At 64.8% G+C, this 17,255-nt stretch carries 19 protein-coding genes; 8 read left to right on the forward strand and 11 right to left on the reverse strand.

Annotated elements, in window-relative coordinates; all coding sequences use genetic code 11:
* Positions 1–22 precede the first annotated feature (22 nt).
* The 5 genes from ABD654_RS08815 to ABD654_RS08835 all read left to right on the forward strand — a co-directional run bounded on the left by ABD654_RS08815 (position 23) and on the right by ABD654_RS08835 (position 4,086).
* Complete coding sequence (locus ABD654_RS08815; protein WP_344704347.1) at positions 23–1,648, forward strand: BCCT family transporter; 1,626 nt, start codon at positions 23–25, stop codon at positions 1,646–1,648.
* A 58-nt stretch (positions 1,649–1,706) separates the two neighbouring features.
* On the forward strand, positions 1,707–1,871 hold the full coding sequence (locus ABD654_RS08820) for a hypothetical protein (RefSeq protein WP_344704349.1): 165 nt from the start codon (positions 1,707–1,709) through the stop codon (positions 1,869–1,871).
* A 30-nt stretch (positions 1,872–1,901) separates the two neighbouring features.
* Positions 1,902–3,296: an MFS transporter gene (locus tag ABD654_RS08825; protein ID WP_344704351.1), complete on the forward strand. Its 1,395-nt coding sequence runs from the start codon at positions 1,902–1,904 to the stop codon at positions 3,294–3,296.
* Positions 3,293–3,823, forward strand: coding sequence for a retropepsin-like aspartic protease family protein (locus tag ABD654_RS08830; RefSeq protein ID WP_344704353.1), 531 nt, complete (start codon positions 3,293–3,295; stop codon positions 3,821–3,823). The genes ABD654_RS08825 and ABD654_RS08830 overlap by 4 nt, the downstream gene beginning before the upstream one ends.
* A gap of 83 nt (positions 3,824–3,906) precedes the next feature.
* Positions 3,907–4,086 carry a PLDc N-terminal domain-containing protein gene (locus ABD654_RS08835; protein WP_344704355.1) on the forward strand — a complete coding sequence of 60 codons (180 nt, stop codon included), beginning with the start codon at positions 3,907–3,909 and terminating at the stop codon, positions 4,084–4,086.
* A gap of 113 nt (positions 4,087–4,199) precedes the next feature.
* On the opposite strand, the gene ABD654_RS08840 is transcribed toward ABD654_RS08835, so the two are convergent.
* A complete protein-coding gene (locus tag ABD654_RS08840) occupies positions 4,200–4,352 on the reverse strand; it encodes a hypothetical protein (RefSeq protein WP_344704357.1) in 153 nt (50 codons plus the stop codon).
* Positions 4,353–4,564: 212 nt separating this feature from the next.
* On the opposite strand from ABD654_RS08840, the gene ABD654_RS08845 reads away from it, so the two are divergent.
* On the forward strand, positions 4,565–5,326 hold the full coding sequence (locus tag ABD654_RS08845; protein WP_344704359.1) for a winged helix-turn-helix domain-containing protein: 762 nt from the start codon (positions 4,565–4,567) through the stop codon (positions 5,324–5,326).
* 12 nt (positions 5,327–5,338) lie between these two features.
* Positions 5,339–6,994 carry an ATP-binding protein gene (locus ABD654_RS08850; RefSeq protein WP_344704361.1) on the forward strand — a complete coding sequence of 552 codons (1,656 nt, stop codon included), beginning with the start codon at positions 5,339–5,341 and terminating at the stop codon, positions 6,992–6,994.
* On the opposite strand, the gene ABD654_RS08855 is transcribed toward ABD654_RS08850, so the two are convergent.
* Positions 6,957–7,895, reverse strand: coding sequence for a LysR family transcriptional regulator (locus ABD654_RS08855; protein WP_344704363.1), 939 nt, complete (start codon positions 7,893–7,895; stop codon positions 6,957–6,959). The genes ABD654_RS08850 and ABD654_RS08855 overlap by 38 nt on opposite strands.
* A gap of 146 nt (positions 7,896–8,041) precedes the next feature.
* Between ABD654_RS08855 and metE the strand changes: the two genes are divergently transcribed.
* Entirely contained in the window at positions 8,042–10,369 is a 2,328-nt protein-coding gene (gene metE / locus ABD654_RS08860; protein WP_344704365.1) for a 5-methyltetrahydropteroyltriglutamate--homocysteine S-methyltransferase, read from the forward strand.
* Between the two features lie 103 nt (positions 10,370–10,472).
* On the opposite strand, the gene hemB is transcribed toward metE, so the two are convergent.
* The 9 genes from hemB to ABD654_RS08905 form a co-directional block, all read right to left on the reverse strand.
* On the reverse strand, positions 10,473–11,480 hold the full coding sequence (gene hemB, locus ABD654_RS08865; protein ID WP_344704367.1) for a porphobilinogen synthase: 1,008 nt from the start codon (positions 11,478–11,480) through the stop codon (positions 10,473–10,475).
* A 155-nt stretch (positions 11,481–11,635) separates the two neighbouring features.
* Positions 11,636–12,427 (reverse strand): twin-arginine translocase subunit TatC, encoded by a 792-nt coding sequence (gene tatC, locus ABD654_RS08870; protein ID WP_344704369.1) that lies wholly within the window; start codon positions 12,425–12,427, stop codon positions 11,636–11,638.
* Entirely contained in the window at positions 12,424–12,819 is a 396-nt protein-coding gene (gene tatB / locus ABD654_RS08875; RefSeq protein WP_344704373.1) for a Sec-independent protein translocase protein TatB, read from the reverse strand. Before tatB ends, tatC begins: the two co-directional genes overlap by 4 nt.
* 3 nt (positions 12,820–12,822) lie before the next feature.
* Entirely contained in the window at positions 12,823–13,095 is a 273-nt protein-coding gene (tatA, locus tag ABD654_RS08880) for a Sec-independent protein translocase subunit TatA (protein WP_344704375.1), read from the reverse strand.
* Between the two features lie 52 nt (positions 13,096–13,147).
* On the reverse strand, positions 13,148–13,525 hold the full coding sequence (locus ABD654_RS08885) for a phosphoribosyl-ATP diphosphatase (protein WP_344704377.1): 378 nt from the start codon (positions 13,523–13,525) through the stop codon (positions 13,148–13,150).
* Between the two features lie 77 nt (positions 13,526–13,602).
* Positions 13,603–15,222, reverse strand: a complete 1,620-nt coding sequence (gene ubiB / locus ABD654_RS08890) for a ubiquinone biosynthesis regulatory protein kinase UbiB (protein ID WP_344704379.1) — start codon at positions 15,220–15,222, stop codon at positions 13,603–13,605.
* Entirely contained in the window at positions 15,219–15,866 is a 648-nt protein-coding gene (locus ABD654_RS08895; protein ID WP_344704453.1) for a ubiquinone biosynthesis accessory factor UbiJ, read from the reverse strand. The genes ubiB and ABD654_RS08895 overlap by 4 nt, the downstream gene beginning before the upstream one ends.
* Positions 15,867–15,880: 14 nt before the next feature.
* Complete coding sequence (gene ubiE, locus ABD654_RS08900) at positions 15,881–16,669, reverse strand: bifunctional demethylmenaquinone methyltransferase/2-methoxy-6-polyprenyl-1,4-benzoquinol methylase UbiE (protein ID WP_344704381.1); 789 nt, start codon at positions 16,667–16,669, stop codon at positions 15,881–15,883.
* A gap of 143 nt (positions 16,670–16,812) precedes the next feature.
* On the reverse strand, positions 16,813–17,196 hold the full coding sequence (locus ABD654_RS08905; protein WP_344704383.1) for a gamma-butyrobetaine hydroxylase family protein: 384 nt from the start codon (positions 17,194–17,196) through the stop codon (positions 16,813–16,815).
* Between the last annotated feature and the right edge of the window lie 59 nt (positions 17,197–17,255).

Below are 17,255 nucleotides of genomic sequence, written 5' to 3' on the forward strand. Positions count from 1 at the left end.
AACGCAAAGCTAAGGAGACAAGATGGCAGACCACGGCGGGAGGACGGTGTTTATCGCCTCGGCGACGATTATCCTCGGGCTGGTGCTGGTCGGGGCGGCGTTTCCCGAAGATTTCGGCCGCGCCGCTCAGACGGCGCTGGGCAGCATTACGCGGCTGTTCGGCTGGTTTTATCTGTTCTCGGTGTTCGGTTTTGTGGTGTTTCTGCTGGGGCTTGCGTTTTCCAAGTACGGCAAGGTGCGCCTGGGCCCCCAGGACAGCACGCCCAACTACAGCTTTTTTTCCTGGGTGAGCATGCTGCTGGCGGCAGGCTTCGGCGTGGGGCTGGTGTTTTACGGCATGGCCGAGCCCATGTCGCACTATATGACGCCGCCCTACGGCGACGAAGCGCCGGAAAGCGTGGCCGCCGCGCGGCTGGCCATTCAGTACACCTACTTCAACTGGGGCATTCACCAGTGGGCGGCGTTTTCCGTAGTGGGGCTGATTATCGCCTACTTCCAGTTCCGCAAGGGGCAGGCGGGGCTGGTGTCGTCGGTGCTGTCCTCGGTGACGGCCAAATACCCGCGCGTGCGCCCGTATGCTTCCTGGCTGGACGTGTTTGCCGTGGTGGCCACGGTGATGGGCGTGGCCACCTCGCTGGGGCTTGGCGTTTTGCAGATGAACGGCGGGCTCAACGCGGTGTTCGGCCTGGCGGAAAACGGCTGGTGGCAGTTTATTATTCTGTTTGTGATGTTTTGCGCCTATATGGCCTCGACCTGGTCGGGGCTGGACAAGGGCATCAAGCGTCTGTCCAACCTCAACATGGCGCTGTGCATCGCTTTGATGTTCTACGTGCTGGTGAGCGGGCCCACGGTTGCCATTCTTGAAACCATTACCCTGGGCATCGGTGACTACCTGCAGAACTTTATCAGTATGAGTTTGCGCATCGCACCCTACGAGGACAGCAACTGGGGCAACGACTGGACGGTGTTCTACTGGGCCTGGGTGATTGCCTGGTCACCGTTTGTGGGCACCTTTGTGGCCCGGGTGTCCCGCGGGCGCACCATTAAAGAGTACGTGTTCGGCGTGCTGCTGGTGCCGCCGCTTTTGGCCTGCCTGTGGATCGGCGTGTTCGGCGGGGCGGCGCTGCACATGGAGCTTGGCGGCGCGGACGTGGGGCTTGCCCAGGCCACCCAGGACAATATCACCGTGGCACTTTTTGAAATGTTCGAGCTGATGCCGTTTTCCGGCGTGCTCTCGGTCATGGCGATGGGGCTGATCTTTATCTTTTTGGTGACCTCGGCGGATTCGGCCTCCTATATCGTCGCCCAGATGACCGACAACGGCTCGATCAACCCGCCGCTGTACAAGCGCGTGCTGTGGGGCGTGCTGATTGCGGCCATTTGCCTTACGCTGATCGTGGCCGGCGGGCTTGAAGGGCTGCAGGCCGCGTCTGTGCTTTCAGCGCTGCCGTTTACCTTCATTCTTTACATGATGGTGGTGGTGCTTTTGCGTGAGCTGCGCGCCGACCGCCGGGCGATGCTGACCCAGCTGTATCGCCGCCACGGCGAGACCCCGGTGGGGGCCGACGCCTTCGAGGCCGATCAGCTCGGCGAGGAAGAACGCCTGCGGCGCGCGCCCAGCGTGGTCAACCGGCGTATCAATCGCTAAGTGACCGGTCTTTGTCGCCACGGGCCGAATCAGCGGGCCATGTTAGCGGGGATGCGCTTTGCCAATACAACGTACGCGCCGCGGTGCGAGACGCCGCCGAGCCGGGCGCCGGCGGTTGGAGGCGTCCCGGCTGGACCGCTGGCTGAATACGGCGGTGACCGTAGCGGTCATCACCGCACTGGCGGTGGGCAGCGCGGCGGTGCTGGCACACTGGCTGCTGTAGCGCATTTTTGCCTTTACTCTGGGAGCGGCCATGCCTGAACGTTATGCCCGCCGCGCCGGGCCATGCTCGGCGCCCGCCCGCCAGGGCTATGCCCCGCGCCGGGAGATTGTCGGCTGGGCGATGTTCGATTTTGCCAATCAGGCCTATACGCTTTTGATCATCACCGTGGTGTTCGGCGAGCTTTTCACCACGGTGATCGTCGGCGAGCACGAAGGCAGCTACCGGCTGGCGAATTTTCTCTGGAGCCTGGCGCTTTCGCTGAGCTATCTGATGGTGGTGGTGAGCGCGCCGCTGTGCGGGGCGATCATGGACTGCCGCGCGGAAAAAAAGCGCTTTCTGCGGTGGAGCTATGTGGCCACCGTGATCTCGACTGCGATGCTGTACTTTGTCGCGCCGGGCTATGTGGCGCTGGGCTTTTTCCTGATTGTGGTTTCCAACTACGCCTATTCCATGGGCGAGTCGTTCATTGCCGCGTTCTTGCCCGGGCTGGGCCCGCCTTCGGCGTTGGGCAGGATTTCCGGCTTCGGCTGGGCGCTGGGCTATCTGGGCGGGCTTTTCGCCGCGGGTTTCACGCTTTTGGTGCTGGGCGAGGCCACCGCCGACAACTTTGCCCGCATCCGCTTTGTTGGCCCCTTTGCCGCCGGCTTTTTTTTGCTAGCGGCCATGCCGACCTTTGCTTGGCTGAAAGAACGCGCCGTGCCGCAGCCCGCTGCGGTTGGCTACGGGCGTCTGGCGCGCCGGCGCATGCTGGCGACCTGGCGTGATTTGCGCCACTTTAAAGACCTGAGCCGGTTTCTGGTGTCGCTTTTGTTTTCCATGGCCGGGGTGTACATCATCATTGCCTTTGCCTTTATCTACGGCGCTCAGGTGATCGGCTGGGACGCGCAGGTGCGCAACGGGATGTTTATCATCGTGCAGATCACCGCCGCCGGCGGGGCCGTGGGCTTCGGCGCCCTGCAGGATCGGCTGGGCGGCAAGCGTACCTACCAGCTGACGCTTGCCCTGTGGGTGGCCGCGATCGCTGCCATCTGGGCCACACCGGCGCTGACGGCGTGGCTCAACGGCACTTTTGGGCGCGCCTGGCAGGCGCAGCACGTGTTTTTGGTGGTGGGGTGTCTGGCCGGTGCCAGTCTGGGCTCCAGCCAGTCGGCCAGCCGTACCCTGGTGGGGCTTTTCTCGCCCCGGGAGAAAGCCGCCGAGCTTTTTGGCTTTTGGGGGCTGGCCAACAAGCTGGCCGGCGTTTTGGGTATCGTGCTGCTGGGCGTGTTGCAGATGCTGGTGGGGCTTGCCGGGTCCATCCTGCTTTGTGCGGCGCTGTTTATCGCCGCGATGCTGATCTGTACGCGCGTCGACGAAGCGCGGGGGCGTGCGGCTGCCCGGCAATGGTCGTCGCCCGGCGCGGCGGGCGTACAGGAGGCGACATGACAAGACGGGCAGGAACACAGCGCACCGGCCTGGTCATGATGCTGCTGTTTTGGGTGGTGCTGATGGTGGGCGGTACCTGGTGGCTGAAAGGCGGCCTGGAAGCGCTGCAAAACCCCAATGCCCGGGTGGTTACCTCGGCGGCGACGAGCACGCCGCTGACCCTTGAGCGCAACCGGGCCGGGCACTTTCGCGCGCCGGGGGAAATCAACGGCGTACCGGTCACCTTTTTGCTGGATACCGGCGCTACCTATGTGGCGGTGCCTGCCGGGCTTGTCGACAGCCTCGGGCTTGAGCGCGGCCGGCGCGTCTGGTTCAACACCGCCAACGGGCGCGTGCAGGGCGCGCTGGTGGATCTGGATTCGGTAAGCCTGGGCGGTATTCGCATGCGCAACGTGCAAGGCTCGGTCAGCCCCAACATGCAGGGCGACACGGTGCTGCTGGGCATGAGTTTCTTGCGCCATCTGGCCATTGAAATACGCGAAGGCAAGATGGTGCTGACGCTGCCCGAGCCGCGCGGTCAAGGCTGAGCGATCCGCCCGCCGTCTTGTGCGCAGGCCACGGCTGTGCTTAGCTTGGCCCACCGATAACGTCAACCCGCCAAGGAGCCGTCATGGGCATTGAAGTAGGTGGACTGCTGGGCCTTATCTGGCTGATCATCGTCGTCTGGGCCATCATCAAGGTGGCGAAAAGCCCGGCAGGCGGGCTGGCCAAGCTGCTGTGGATTTTGGTGCTGCTGTTCTTTCCGCTGTTTGGCCTGCTTATCTGGCTGCTGCTGGGCCCCAAGGGATAGCGACCAGCGCCAGGCGCTGAAAGGCAGGCTTTTTAGCCTGCCTTTTGCGTAGCGCCGGCCGGCACCGGTGTAACATCGGGGCCGTATAGCGGTAACATGGCGGGCGGCGTTTGTCAGCGATCGGTATCGTGGCCGCTGTCCGACAGGCGGGAATGGCCGGGAACGTAGTGCCCGGGAATCCTGCGCCGCTCTCCGTTGGGCAAATCCTGCACCTGGGCGGGCACGTAGACGCGTTTGATCACGCTTTTAGGTTTGCGCTGTGTCATACAGTTGTCCTTTCTATCAGCGGCTGAGCCGTCAACGATTGAACCGTCAGCGGTTGGCCGGCGAGCGCTGCTTGACGGCCACCGAGCGGACGCTACCATCATTTTGCGATATCCCATCGACGACGTCATCCCAAAGCGGTGATGCCGTCGCTGTTATTCCTATTGGCGGGTAGCCGCAACACACTTTTACCCGAGCAGAGTCAAGAGTACACATGGTCGATCATCTGGAAAAACAGTTTCAAACGCTTGGGTCTCAACACGCCAGCGGCGTGGACTATGCCGGGCGAGAGCACGTGCTGATCATCGAAGATGACCGGCGGCTTGCCGATTTGACCCGCGATTACCTGGAAACCAACGGCTTTCGGGTCACCCTGGAAGCCGACGGTGGCAAGGGCGTTGAGCGCATTACCGGCCTGCAGCCGGATCTGGTTATTCTCGATTTGATGCTGCCCGGCGAAGACGGCCTGGCCATCTGTCGCCGGGCGCGGCCCCATTACGCCGGCCCCATCATGATGCTGACCGCGCGCACCGATGATCTCGATCAGGTGCTGGGCCTGGAAATGGGCGCCGATGACTATATGCTCAAGCCGGTACAGCCGCGGGTGCTGCTGGCGCGGATGCGGGCTTTGCTGCGCCGCGCCGATGCCAGCGCCCCGGCCAGCGGTGAAGAGCGCCTGCGCTTTGAGAACCTGGACATCGACCACGCCACCCGAGAGGCCTGGCTGTCCGGCGAGCGTATCGACTTGACCAGCGCCGAGTTTGATCTGCTGTGGCTTCTGGCCAGCAATGCCGGCCGCGTGCTGACCCGGGAAGAGATTTTCCACGAGCTGCGCGGCATCAAGTACGACGGCCAGGATCGCTCCATTGACGTGCGCGTCTCGCGCATTCGCCCCAAGATCGGCGACGACCCCAACCAGCCGCACCGGATCAAGACCGTGCGCAGCAAAGGCTACCTGTTCGTCAAGGACGGTTGATCGCGCCGCTATATGCGCCATGCACCCCATACGGACGCCGCAGCCCGGCCCGGCTGTCGCGAGAAGCGCCCGCTGCGCTGGATGATCGACCGCGGCTCGTTTATCCGCTTTTATCTGCTGCTCGCCGCGGTGCTGCTGGCCGTTGTGCTGGTTGCCCTGGGCGGCCGGGCGCTGATCGAGCAGATTCGCCGAGAAGACTACCGCGAGCAGCTGGCCGCGCTGCCCATGTCGCTGGTTGCGGAACGGCTGGCCGCGCTGCCGCCCGAACAGCGCAGCCCGCGCCTGGCAACGCTCGGCGAGCGGCTGGGCATGACGCTGGAGCTGGCGCGACTGGACGCGGCCGCCCCGGGATATTTTGCCCGCGCCCGGCTGACACAGCGCAAAGTGCTGGCCAGCGAATCGCCCTGGGTGCTGCGCAAACGCCTGCCGGATTCGCCCTGGCTGCTGACGGCCCGGTTTGACGGCTGGAGCGAGCAACAGTGGCACGCCACCGCCGAGCTGCTGGGCGAGTGGCTGGCCGGGCTGCCGGCCGGCCAGCGCAGCCAGCGGCTTTCAGGGTTGGCGTCGGGCAGCTGGCCGGTATCGCTGCACAGGCGCCCGCCCCGGGGCCTGTCGTCTGCCCAGCGCGACGCGTTGGCGCGCGGACAGGTCGTCACCCGGCTGACGCACGAGCAGCTGGCGGTCACGTTCTGGGCGCCGCTGCCCGGCGAGGCGCGCTGGGTCAAGATGGGGCCGATGACCCGCGGCGGCTCGCTGGCGCTCAATCTTAATTTGCCGCTGCTCATGGGGCTTTTGCTGGCGTTTTCGCTGAGTATCTATCTGATCATGCGGCGTATCGAGCTGCGCCTGGCGCGCCTGGAGCTGGCCGCCGCGCGCATTGCCAGCGGGCGGCTGGAAACCCGGGTCAAGGTGGAAAGCGGCGATTTCATGGGCCGGCTGGGCATGGCGTTCAACGGGATGGCAAGCCAGGTACAGGCGCTTTTGCGCGGCCAGCAGGAAATGATCCGTGCGGTGTCTCACGAGCTGCGCACGCCGGTGGCGCGCATCCGCTTTGCCGCGCAGATGGTCGAGGACATGACCGCAGAGCCGGCGGTGCGCCGCCAGATTCAGGGTATCGATGCCGACATCGGCGAGCTTGACGAGCTGATTGACGAAATTCTCACCTTTGCCCGGCTGGGCGGCCAGACCGTGGGCGGCCCCGAGATGGAAACCGCCCGGGTGGAATGCCGGGCGCTTGCCGAGCGCGTGATCGATACCCTCGCGCCGCTGCATCCGGGCCTGACGCTGGAGCTGGCGGACGGGCCGGAGATGGCGGTGCAGGCCGAGCCGCGCTATTTGCAGCGGGCGCTGCAGAACCTGGTGAGCAACGCCTGTCGCTACGGCTATTCCCGTGTGGCCGTGACGCTGACCGGCGAGCCGGAGCTGGTCCGCATTGACGTTGAAGACGACGGCCCCGGCGTGCCCGCTGAGGTGCGCGAAGACGTGTTCAAGCCTTTCGCGCGGCTGGATACCAGCCGCACCCGCAGCTCCGGCGGCTACGGGCTGGGGCTTTCCATTGTGCAAAAGATCATGGCCGGCCACGGCGGCAGCGTCAGCGTCGATGCCAGCAGTGCTCTGGGCGGCGCGCGCTTTACGCTGATACTGCCGCGTCGCCATCCGCCGGCCTGATGCCTGACAGCACCGCAAAGGAAGTGTCCCGCGCGGTGCGTAAAAAATCCTGCATCCACGGCGCTTCGCGGGTGTTTTCGCGCAGGGCAGCGTAAAGCGTGCTCCACATGCCGCCTTCGCCCAGCGGTACGGCGCTGACGTAGTCGCGCTCCAGGTATTCGGTCAGCGCCCAGCTGGGCAGCGCGCACACGCCTCTCCCGCTTGCCACCAGCTGCATCATCATAATGGTCAGCTCTGCTGTGCGGATTTCCGCGGGGGCAACGCCTGCCGGCCGTAAAAACTGGGTAAAGACGTCAAGCCGGGACTGCTCGACCGGGTAGGTGATCAGGGTCTGGTCGCCCAGCATTTCGGGATGGACGCAACGCTGGCGCGCCAGCGCATGCTGGCGCGCCACGGCCAAAAGCCCCTCGTAGCGAAACAGCGGCGCGTAGTGAATGCCCTCAATGGGCTGGGGATCGGCGGTGATCACCAGATCCAGCTGCTCTCGGGCCAGCGCCGGCAGCGGGTCAAAATGGTGGCCGGTGGGAATATCAATCTCCACCTCCGGCCAGTGATCGCGAAAATGATCCACCGTGGGCATCAGCCACTGAAAGCAGCTGTGGCACTCGATGGCCATGTGCAGCCGGCCGTGCTCGGTGCCGGCAAGCCTTGCCACGTCGCGTTCAGCGGCGCGTACCTGGGGCAGCACCTGCTCGGCCAGCGCCAGCAGCCGGGTGCCCGTGCGGGTGAACGCTACCGGGCGGGATTTACGCACGAAAAGCGCGCTGTCGATGCGGTTTTCCAAATCCTTGAGCTGGTGCGACAGCGCCGACTGGGTCAGATGCACGCGCTCGGCGGCCTCCACCAGCGAGCCGGTATCGCGCAGGGCGAGCAGAGTACGAAGATGACGAAGCTCAATCATGGGGGCCATACGTATCCGGTGGAAAGACAAGGCTGAGTTTTATTCATAATTATTATTAAAAAGATTAGTTTGATTCACTTTTTAGCGGCACGCAAACTTGTCGGCAAGGTCAATTGGCAACGCATTCACGCTATAGGACATATTGCATGACAGTTTCTCATATTCTGGGCTATCCGCGCATCGGTGCCTTCCGCGAGCTGAAAAAAGCCACCGAAGCCTACTGGAAGGGCGATCTGGATCAGGCGGCGCTTGAGCAGCAGGCGCAAAAGCTGCGCGCCGCCCACTGGCAGGCGCAAAGCGACGCCGGGCTGGACTTCGCAAGCGTCGGCGACTTCGCCTTTTACGACCAGGTGCTCAACGTCTCTGTTTTGCTGGGCGCGGTGCCCGAGCGCTTTAACGCCGCCGCCGAGGTCGAGCAGGGCGAGGTGGCGCTGGACACCGCCTTTCGCATGGCCCGGGGCCGCGCACCCAGCGGCGAGCCGGCGGCCGCCTGCGAGATGACCAAATATTTTGATACCAACTATCACTACCTGGTTCCTGAGCTGCACCAGGGCCAGACGTTTACACTTGCCAGCACGCGGCTGTTCGACGAGGTCGCCGAGGCCCAGGCCGCCGGCTTTACCCCCAAGGTCGCGCTGACCGGGCCTGTGACCTGGCTGTGGCTGGGCAAGGAGAAGGGCGGCGCGTTCAACCGCCTGGAGCTGCTCGACGGCGTGGTCGATGTCTACGCCGCCGTGCTCACCCGGCTGGCCGAGCAGGGCGTGGCGTGGGTGCAGCTTGACGAGCCGGCGCTGGTGCAGGATCTGCCCGCCGAGTGGCAGCAGGCCTACGAGCGCGCCTATAACCGCCTGCAGGCCGCCGCGGTGAAGATTCTGCTGGCGACCTACTTTGGCGGGCTGGGCGATAATCTTTCGGTAGCCACGCGTCTGCCGGTGGCCGGCCTTCACGTGGACGCCGTGCGCGCCCCGGGCGAGCTGGACCATGTAGTCGATCGCATCGGCCCGCATCGGGTGCTGTCCGTTGGCGCAATCGACGGGCGCAACGTCTGGCGGGCCGATCTGGCCGCCCTGCGCGAGCGCCTTCAGCCGCTGAAAGCGCGCCTGGGCGATCGCCTGTGGCTGGCCCCCGGCTGTTCGCTTTTGCACGTGCCGGTGGACGTGGGTGCCGAAACCGACCTGGACGGCGAGCTCAAGAGCTGGCTGGCCTTTGCCCGCCAAAAGCTTGACGAGACGGTCACGCTTGCTCGCCTGCTCGACGGCCGCGCCACCGCCGACGACGAGCAGCGCCTGGCCGATGCCACCCGCGCTTTGGAGGCCCGCCGCGCATCCGCGCGCATTCACCGGCCGGCGGTGGCCGCGCGGCTGGCCGCCGTTACCTCTGCCGACAGCCGGCGCGGCGCGCCCTACGCCACGCGTGCCAAGGCCCAGCGCGAGGCGCTTTCGCTGCCGCTGTATCCGACGACGACCATCGGCTCTTTTCCCCAGACCGGGGATATTCGCGCCGACCGCCGCGCGCACAAAAACGGTGATTTGAGCACCGCCGAGTACGAAGCGCGGATGCGCGCCGAAATCGCCTACGCCGTGGCGCGCCAGGAAGCGCTGGGCATCGATATGCTGGTGCACGGCGAGGCCGAGCGCAACGACATGGTGGAATACTTCGGCGAGCAGCTCGACGGCTTTGCCTTCACCCGCTTTGGCTGGGTGCAAAGCTACGGCTCGCGCTGCGTGAAGCCGCCGGTGATCTTCGGCGACGTGGCGCGTCCGGCGCCGATGACCGTGCGCTGGAGCGAGTACGCCCAGTCGCTCACCGACCGGCCGATGAAGGGCATGCTCACAGGCCCCGTGACGATTCTGCAGTGGTCGTTTGTGCGCGATGACCAGCCGCGCGCGACCACCTGCCGCCAGATTGCCCTGGCGCTGCGCGACGAGGTGGTAGACCTTGAGCGCGCCGGCGTCCGGGCCATCCAGATCGATGAGCCGGCCCTGCGCGAAGGGCTGCCCCTGCGCCGGGCCGAGTGGCAGGCGTATCTTGACTGGGCAGTGGAGAGCTTTCGTTTGAGCGCGTCCAGCGTTGCCGACGCCACCCAGATCCACACGCACATGTGCTACTCGGAGTTCAACGACATCATCGGCGCGATTGCCGCGCTGGACGCCGATGTGATCACCATCGAGACCTCGCGCTCGGACATGGAACTGCTGGACGCCTTCCAGAACTTTGCCTACCCCAACGAGATCGGCCCCGGAGTTTACGATATCCACAGCCCCAACCTGCCCGATATAGACTGGATGGTGACGCTGATGGAGAAAGCCGCCGAGCGCATTCCCGCCGAGCGGCTGTGGGTCAACCCGGACTGCGGGCTGAAAACAAGGCGCTGGGAGGAAGTTGAGCCGGCGCTGGCCAACATGGTCAAGGCGGCCGAGACGCTGCGCCAGCGCGCCAAAGCACCAAGCGAGGAAGGCGCCGCCACGGTGTAACAAGCCCCGCTTCAATTACTAACAGCAAAGCCGGCCACGATATGGCCGGCTTTCTTGCTGCGGGCAGCCCGCGACAGGGTAGGCGCTGGCTTGAGTCGGCCTGCTACTTCGCCAGCAGCCTGGCGGCGTCCAGCGCGAAGTAGGTGAGAATACCGTCGGCGCCGGCGCGCTTGAAGCCGGCGAGCGATTCCAGAATCACCTTGTCGGCGTCGAGCCAGCCGTTGTCGAAGGCGGCGCGGTGCATGGCGTACTCGCCGCTGACCTGATAGGCAAAGGTGGGTACGGCAAGCTCGTCTTTCACCCGGCGCACCACGTCGAGATACGGCATGCCGGGCTTGACCATGACCATGTCGGCGCCTTCGCGAATGTCCATGGCGACTTCGTGCAGCGCTTCATCGGCGTTGGCCGGGTCCATCTGGTAGGTGCGCTTGTCGGCCTGGCCGAGGTTGCCCGCCGAGCCGATGGCGTCGCGGAAGGGGCCGTAGTAGCTCGACGCGTACTTGGCGCTGTAGGCCATGATGCGGGTGTGGATCAGCCCGTCCTGTTCGAGCGCCTGGCGGATCGAGCCGATGCGCCCGTCCATCATGTCCGACGGGGCGACCACGTCGGCGCCGGCCTCGGCGTGGGACAGCGCCTGCTTGATCAGTGCTTTGACCGTGGGCTCGTTTTGCACGTAGCCGGTATCGTCGAGAATGCCGTCCTGGCCGTGGCTGGTGTAGGGGTCCAGCGCCACGTCGGTGATGATGCCCAGCTCCGGCACGGCGGCCTTGAGCCCGCGCACGCTGCGCTGAACCAGCCCCTCGGGGTTGTAGGCCTCTTCGGCGTGCAGGGTTTTGCCGTCGGCTTCAATCACCGGAAACAGCGCCAGCGCCGGGATGCCCAGCGCGTGGGCCTCCCGGGCCTGCTCGATCAAAAGATCCAGCGTCAAACGCTCAACGCCGGGCATCGAGGGCACGGCCTGGCGCTGATTTTCGCCTTCCATGACAAACACCGGCAAAATCAGATCCGCTGCGGTAAGGGTATTTTCGCGCATCAGCCGGCGAGAGAAGTCGTCCCGGCGCATGCGGCGCATGCGAGTGGCAGGAAAATCGCGCGGGGTGAACGTAGTCAAGAAAGCCTCCAGCGGTAGGGTAAAAAAGCGTTTCACCGGCAGTATACCCGGCAAAAGCCGAGCAGTCGGCTGTTGCAAGGCGCTGTGAACCCTCGGCCGGGTATAAACCGCTGCCAACTTTTGCACGGCCGGGCGGGCATGCCCGGCGCGGCGTTTTAGTCAGCGTCTTGGCGGTTGGCCCGGCGGCGTACCTGGCGGTTGCCGAACAGGCGGCCGAACAGCAGGCCGATTTCGTAGAGCAGATACATGGGCACGGCCAGCAGGCTCTGGGAAACCACGTCCGGCGGGGTGAGCACCATGCCCACGATAAAGCAGCCCAGCAGAATATAGGGGCGCTTGCGGCCGAGGCTTTCGACCGTGGTGGCGCCTGAAAGAATCAGCAAAAAGGTGGCAATGGGAATCTCGAAGGCGACGCCAAAGGCAAAAAACAGTTTCAGCACGAAGTTGAGGTACTGATTGATGTCGGTCATCACCGTAATGTTGTCCGGCCCTGCCTGGGTAAAAAACGAAAACAGCAGCGGAAACACCACGTAGTAGGCAAACGCCGCGCCGGCGTAAAAAAGCCCGACGCTGGACAGCAGCAGCGGTATCGCCAGGGCCTTTTCATTGTCGTAAAGGCCCGGCGCGACAAAGGCCCAGGCCTGATGCAGCACCACGGGGATGGCAATGAACACTGCCACCACCAGCGTGAGCTTGAACGGGGCGAGAAACGGCGAGGCCACCTCGGTGGCGATCATCTGCGCGCCTTCGGGCAGCAGCGCCATCAGCGGCTCGGCGACAAAGCCGTAGATATCGTTGGCAAAGGCGTACAGGCTGAGAAAAATGACCACGATGGCAATAACGGCCCGCATCAGCCGCGAACGCAGCTCGACCAGGTGCTCGATCAGCGGGGCCTGGGCGGCGCCTGCCTGCCGGTTCGTTTCCTGCTTTTGCGAACCATCGCTCATGATGATGTTTCGTCCTTTTTCTCGTTTCCGCCGGTGTCGGCCGGCGTTTCGCGCAGGGTTTCCAGCGCGTCATCCAGCCGGGCCGAGGCGTCCGCGGCCTGGCGCTCTACCTGGCGGGCCTGCTTGCCGGGCGCATCGGCCAGGCTTTCCACGTCCTGTTTGGCCCGGGTGAGGCTGTCGTCGAGTTTTTTCTGCTGCTCGTCGAGTTTTTGCCGCAGGTCTTCGGCTTCCAGCTGGGCGCTGATCTCGCGCTGCATGCCGGACACCGTGCGCTTTATTTTGCCGACCCACATGCCCGTGGTTCGAGCCGCCCGGGGCAGCCGCTCGGGGCCGAGTACCAAAAGCCCCACCACGGCGATGATCAGCAGTTCGAGAAAGCCGATATCCAGCATGGGTTAGCTGCGCTCGTTGCTGTTTTCCGGTTTCTTTTCCTGAGCCTCGACGTCGTAGGTGTTGCCCGCTGTATCGTCGTCGTGGCGTACCTTGGCCTGGGGCGTGTCGGCGTCGTCCTCATCGGTTTTTTTCTCTTCTTCGTGCATCGCACTTTTAAAGCCCTTGACGGCGCCGCCGAGATCGGTGCCGACGTTGCGCAGCTTTTTGGTGCCGAAAATCAGAATAATGATGCCCAGCACAATGAGCAGCTGCCAAATACTGATACCGCCTAGCATATGCGTGTCCTCGTTAACGAATGCCCAAATAACCTTGGGCGGTGGCGAATGGCTACCCGCCCGTGCGAGCGGCTTTTTCGTCGTGCCCCGAGACGCCGAACCGGCGTGCCAGCTCGTCGAGCACGGAGCGGTGATCCAGCCCCAGATGCGAGAGCATGACCAGGCTATGAAACCATAGATCCGCCGTCTCGGCGACCAGTGCCTGCCGCGCCGCTGCGTCGTTGCTCTGTCCGGCATCCTTGGCCGCAAGCAGCGTTTCGGTGGCTTCCTCGCCGACTTTTTCCAGTATCTTGTTCAGCCCCTTGCAGTGCAAGGCGGCGACGTAGGAGTCGTCGGCGCTTGCATGGCGGCGCGCGTCGAGTACCGCAGTCAGGGCGTCGAGCACGGTGTCGGTGGCGAGACGGGAATCCGGGGTCGGCGTGGTGGTCATGGCGACGTATCCGTTGTGTAGCGTAAGAGAAATAGGCGCTGCGTTTCTTGATGCGCATCAGCTTGGCGGCTCGCCGGCTACCAGGCCAAAAGCAAAAGGCCGATGGCGGCGGCGGCAAGCACCGGCCAGTCCTGCCCGGCGGCCCAGCCCGCCAGCGGCTGCCAGGCAAGGGCCGCGGCGAGCATGATCAGCCCCAGGCGCAGCCGGTGCTGACGCTTGCCCTGGCGCTGCATGTGCCGGCGCATGTCGCTTACGGCCTGGCTTTGTCGCCTTTGCTGGCGGTCGCTGGCTTCCAGCCGGCTCAGTGTCTGGTGGGCCAGAGCCGGCAGCTCCGGCAGCTGGGTGGAAAGCTCCGGGGCCTGGCGCTTGAGCGAGTCCCACAGGCCGCGCACGCCGGCACGCTCTTTCATCCAGCGCTCAAGGTAGGGCTTGGCGGTGCTCCACAGATCAAGATCGGGGTAGAGCTGGCGGCCCAGCCCTTCGATGTTGAGCAGGGTTTTCTGCAGCAGCACCAGCTGGGGCTGGACTTCCATGTTGAAGCGCCGGGCGGTCTGGAAAAGCCCCAGCAGCACCTGGCCGAAGGAGATGTCTTTGAGCGGCTTTTCCAGAATCGGCTCGCACACGGTGCGAATGGCGGCGGCAAACTCGTTGGCCCGTGTGCCTTCGCCGACCCAGCCGGATTCGATGTGCAGCGCGGCGACTTCGTAATAGTCCTGGCGGAAAAACGCCAGCAGGTTGCGCGCCAGATAGTCCTGGTCTTCTCGGGTCAGGCTGCCGACGATGCCGCAGTCGATGGCCACGTACTGCGGGTTCTCGCCGTCGTCGCAGTTGACGAAGATGTTGCCCGGGTGCATATCGGCGTGAAAGAAGTTGTCGCGAAACACCTGGGTAAAAAAGATCTCCACGCCGCGCTCGGCCAGGGTCTTGAGGTGGGTGCCCCGGGCCAGCAGGGTGTCGGTATCCGCCACCGGGACGCCGCGAATGCGCTCTTGCACCATGACCTTGCGCCGGGTGAAGGCCCAGTAGATGGCGGGCACGAACAAAAGCGGCGAGTCTTTGAAGTTGCGCTTGAGCTGGGAGGTGTTGGCGGCTTCCTTGTACAGGTCAAGCTCGTCAAACAGCGTGGCCTCGTAGTCGCGAATGACTTCTACCGGACGCAGCCGCCGGGCCTCGGGCACCCGGGCGAGCAGCTTGGCGAGCTGATACATCAGCGCCATGTCCTGGCGCATCACGCGGTCGATGCCCGGGCGGATGATCTTGACCACCACGTCTTCGCCGCTGTGCAGCCGGGCGGCATGCACCTGGGCGATGGAGGCCGAGGCCAGCGGTTCACGCTCGAAGTGGGCAAAGGCCTCGGCCAGGGTCATTTCCAGCTCGGCCTCTACCCGGGCCGCGGCGGCCTCGCCGGGGAAGGGCGGCACCTGGTCCTGCAGGCGCTTGAGCTCGTCGGCAATATCCGGCGGCAGCAGATCGCGTCGGGTGGAGAGCATCTGGCCGAACTTGACAAAAATCGGCCCCAGCGCCTCCAGCGCCAGACGCAGACGCTCGCCGCGGCTGCGCGGGCCTACTGGAAAAAGCCGCAGCGGTGAAAGCCAGGTGAGCGCGCGCATCCACCAGGGCAGGCGCGCAAACGGCACCAGAGTGTCCAGCCGGTGGCGGGCGATGACCCAGCCGATACGTATCAGTCGCAGGCTCATACCCGGCCCTCGCGCTCGGCCAGCAGCCGCTGCAGCCGGGCAAAGCGGGCTTCCAGCCGGTCGGTGGCGACGTCCAGTTCGGTGAGGTGGTCGCGCAGCACTTCGCGCTGGCGGCGGCCGGGCAGAAGCCTGGCCTCTTCGAACACGTATTCGGCCACGTCGGCGAGCAGCTCGTCTTTGGCGCGCAGGCCAAAGCGTGCGACCCGGCGCAGCCCTTCGGCCAGCGAATGGGCGGGCGTGTCGCCGAGCAGCCCGGCAAGCTCGCCTTCCCAGTCGATGTCGAGATCGGTGAACAGCGCCTGGGCAGCTTCCAGCAGGTGGGTGCGCCCGCGCAGGGAAAGCCGGCCGGAAAACATCAGCCGCTCAAGGCTTTCGCCGCCGGCCCAGCGCGACAGGGTTTCCGGGGTCAGCTCCACCACGGCGTCGGCGGAGGCTTCGCAGTCGGCGTCATCGCTGGCGTGGGCAAGGTCGATCCCGGCGCGATGAAAGTGCAGCATCAGCGCCAGGCGCGGCTGCTCCAGACGAACGAGCAGGCGGCTGCCGGCCAGCGCTTCCAGGCGGCCGGGGGCGGCCGGGTCTCGGGCCAGCAGGGCGTTGATCGCGCGTTCAATGCCGGCCAGCATCAGCGCAGGCGTTGCCGTCATGTTGGAAGGGCGCGTCATAGCTTGATTCCGCGGTGGAGCGCGACAATGCCGCCGGTGAGGTTGGTGTATTCCACCCGTTCAAGGCCTGCGGTTTCCATCATGTCCTTGAGCGTTTTTTGATCCGGGTGCATGCGAATGGACTCGGCCAGATAGCGATAGCTGTCGGCGTCGCCGGCTACCAGCTGGCCCATCCGCGGCAGTACGCGAAAGGAGTATTCGTCGTAGGCCTTGGACAGCAGCTCGCTTTGGGGTTTGGAAAACTCCAGCACCAAAAGGCGTCCGCCGGGTTTTAGCACCCGCTGCATGGAGCGCAGGGCGGCGGCCTTGTCGGTGACGTTGCGCAGCCCAAAGGCGATGGTAATGCAGTCGAAGTGGTTGTCGGGAAACGGCAGGCACTCGGCGTTGGCCTGCACGTAGTCGACGTTGCCGCCCACGCCGCTGTCGATGAGCTTGTCGCGGCCCACGCCGAGCATCGAGGCGTTGATGTCGGCGAGTATCACCTGCCCCCGGGGGCCGACCATGCGCGAGAACTTCAGCGTTAAATCGCCGGTGCCGCCGGCGATATCCAGCACCCGATGGCCGGGGCGCACGCCCGAGCGCTCAAGGGTTAAACGCTTCCACAGGCGGTGAATGCCCATGGACATCAAATCGTTCATGACATCGTAGCGGGCGGCGACCGAGTGAAAGACGTCCGCGACGCGCGAGGCTTTTTCGTGGCGTGGCACGTCCTGAAAGCCAAAGTCCGTGGTTTGATCGCCGTCGCCCGGGGCGTGGTTGGCGGTGCGTTTTTCCGTGGGGCTCATGGAGTGGCTCCGGAAGTCGAGACGGTAAGGCGGCCTTGCCTGGCGGGCCGCCGCAGAAGAAACTGGCGCCATTGTAGCCTTGTCCGCCCCGGCTTGTCTGCGCCCCTTCGGGTCGTACGTGGCGAAGTGCCGGCGCCTCGGGGCTATACCTGCTTGATTTCGATGCCCAGCGGCGCGCGCGAGGCGCCGGCCTTGTGCATTCGGTCCAGGTAGTCCTGCCACCAGGCGTCCTGGCGGCTGGCCAGATCGTAAAGGTATTGCCAGGTGTAAAGCCCGCTTTCGTGGTCGTCGTCAAAGTGCAGCTTCAATGCGTAGTTGCCCACCGGGGTGATGTCTTTGAGGCCGACATCTTTTTTACCCACCTGCAGCACGGCTTCTTCATTGCTGTGGCCGCGCACCTCGGCCGACGGCGAGCAGACGCGCAAAAGCTCCACCGCCACGCGGTAGGTTTCGCCGCCGCGGTAGGCAAGCTCCAGCTGGCGGGCTTTTTTATGGTAGTGAACGTTAACGGGAACGGGGGGATTCATGACGTACCTCTTGCATGCAGTGGCCCAAAACATGATGCCCCGCGCCTGATGCGCGGGGC

The organism is Halomonas cibimaris (assembly GCF_039537045.1).
Taxonomy (GTDB): Bacteria; Pseudomonadota; Gammaproteobacteria; order Pseudomonadales; family Halomonadaceae; genus Vreelandella; species Vreelandella cibimaris.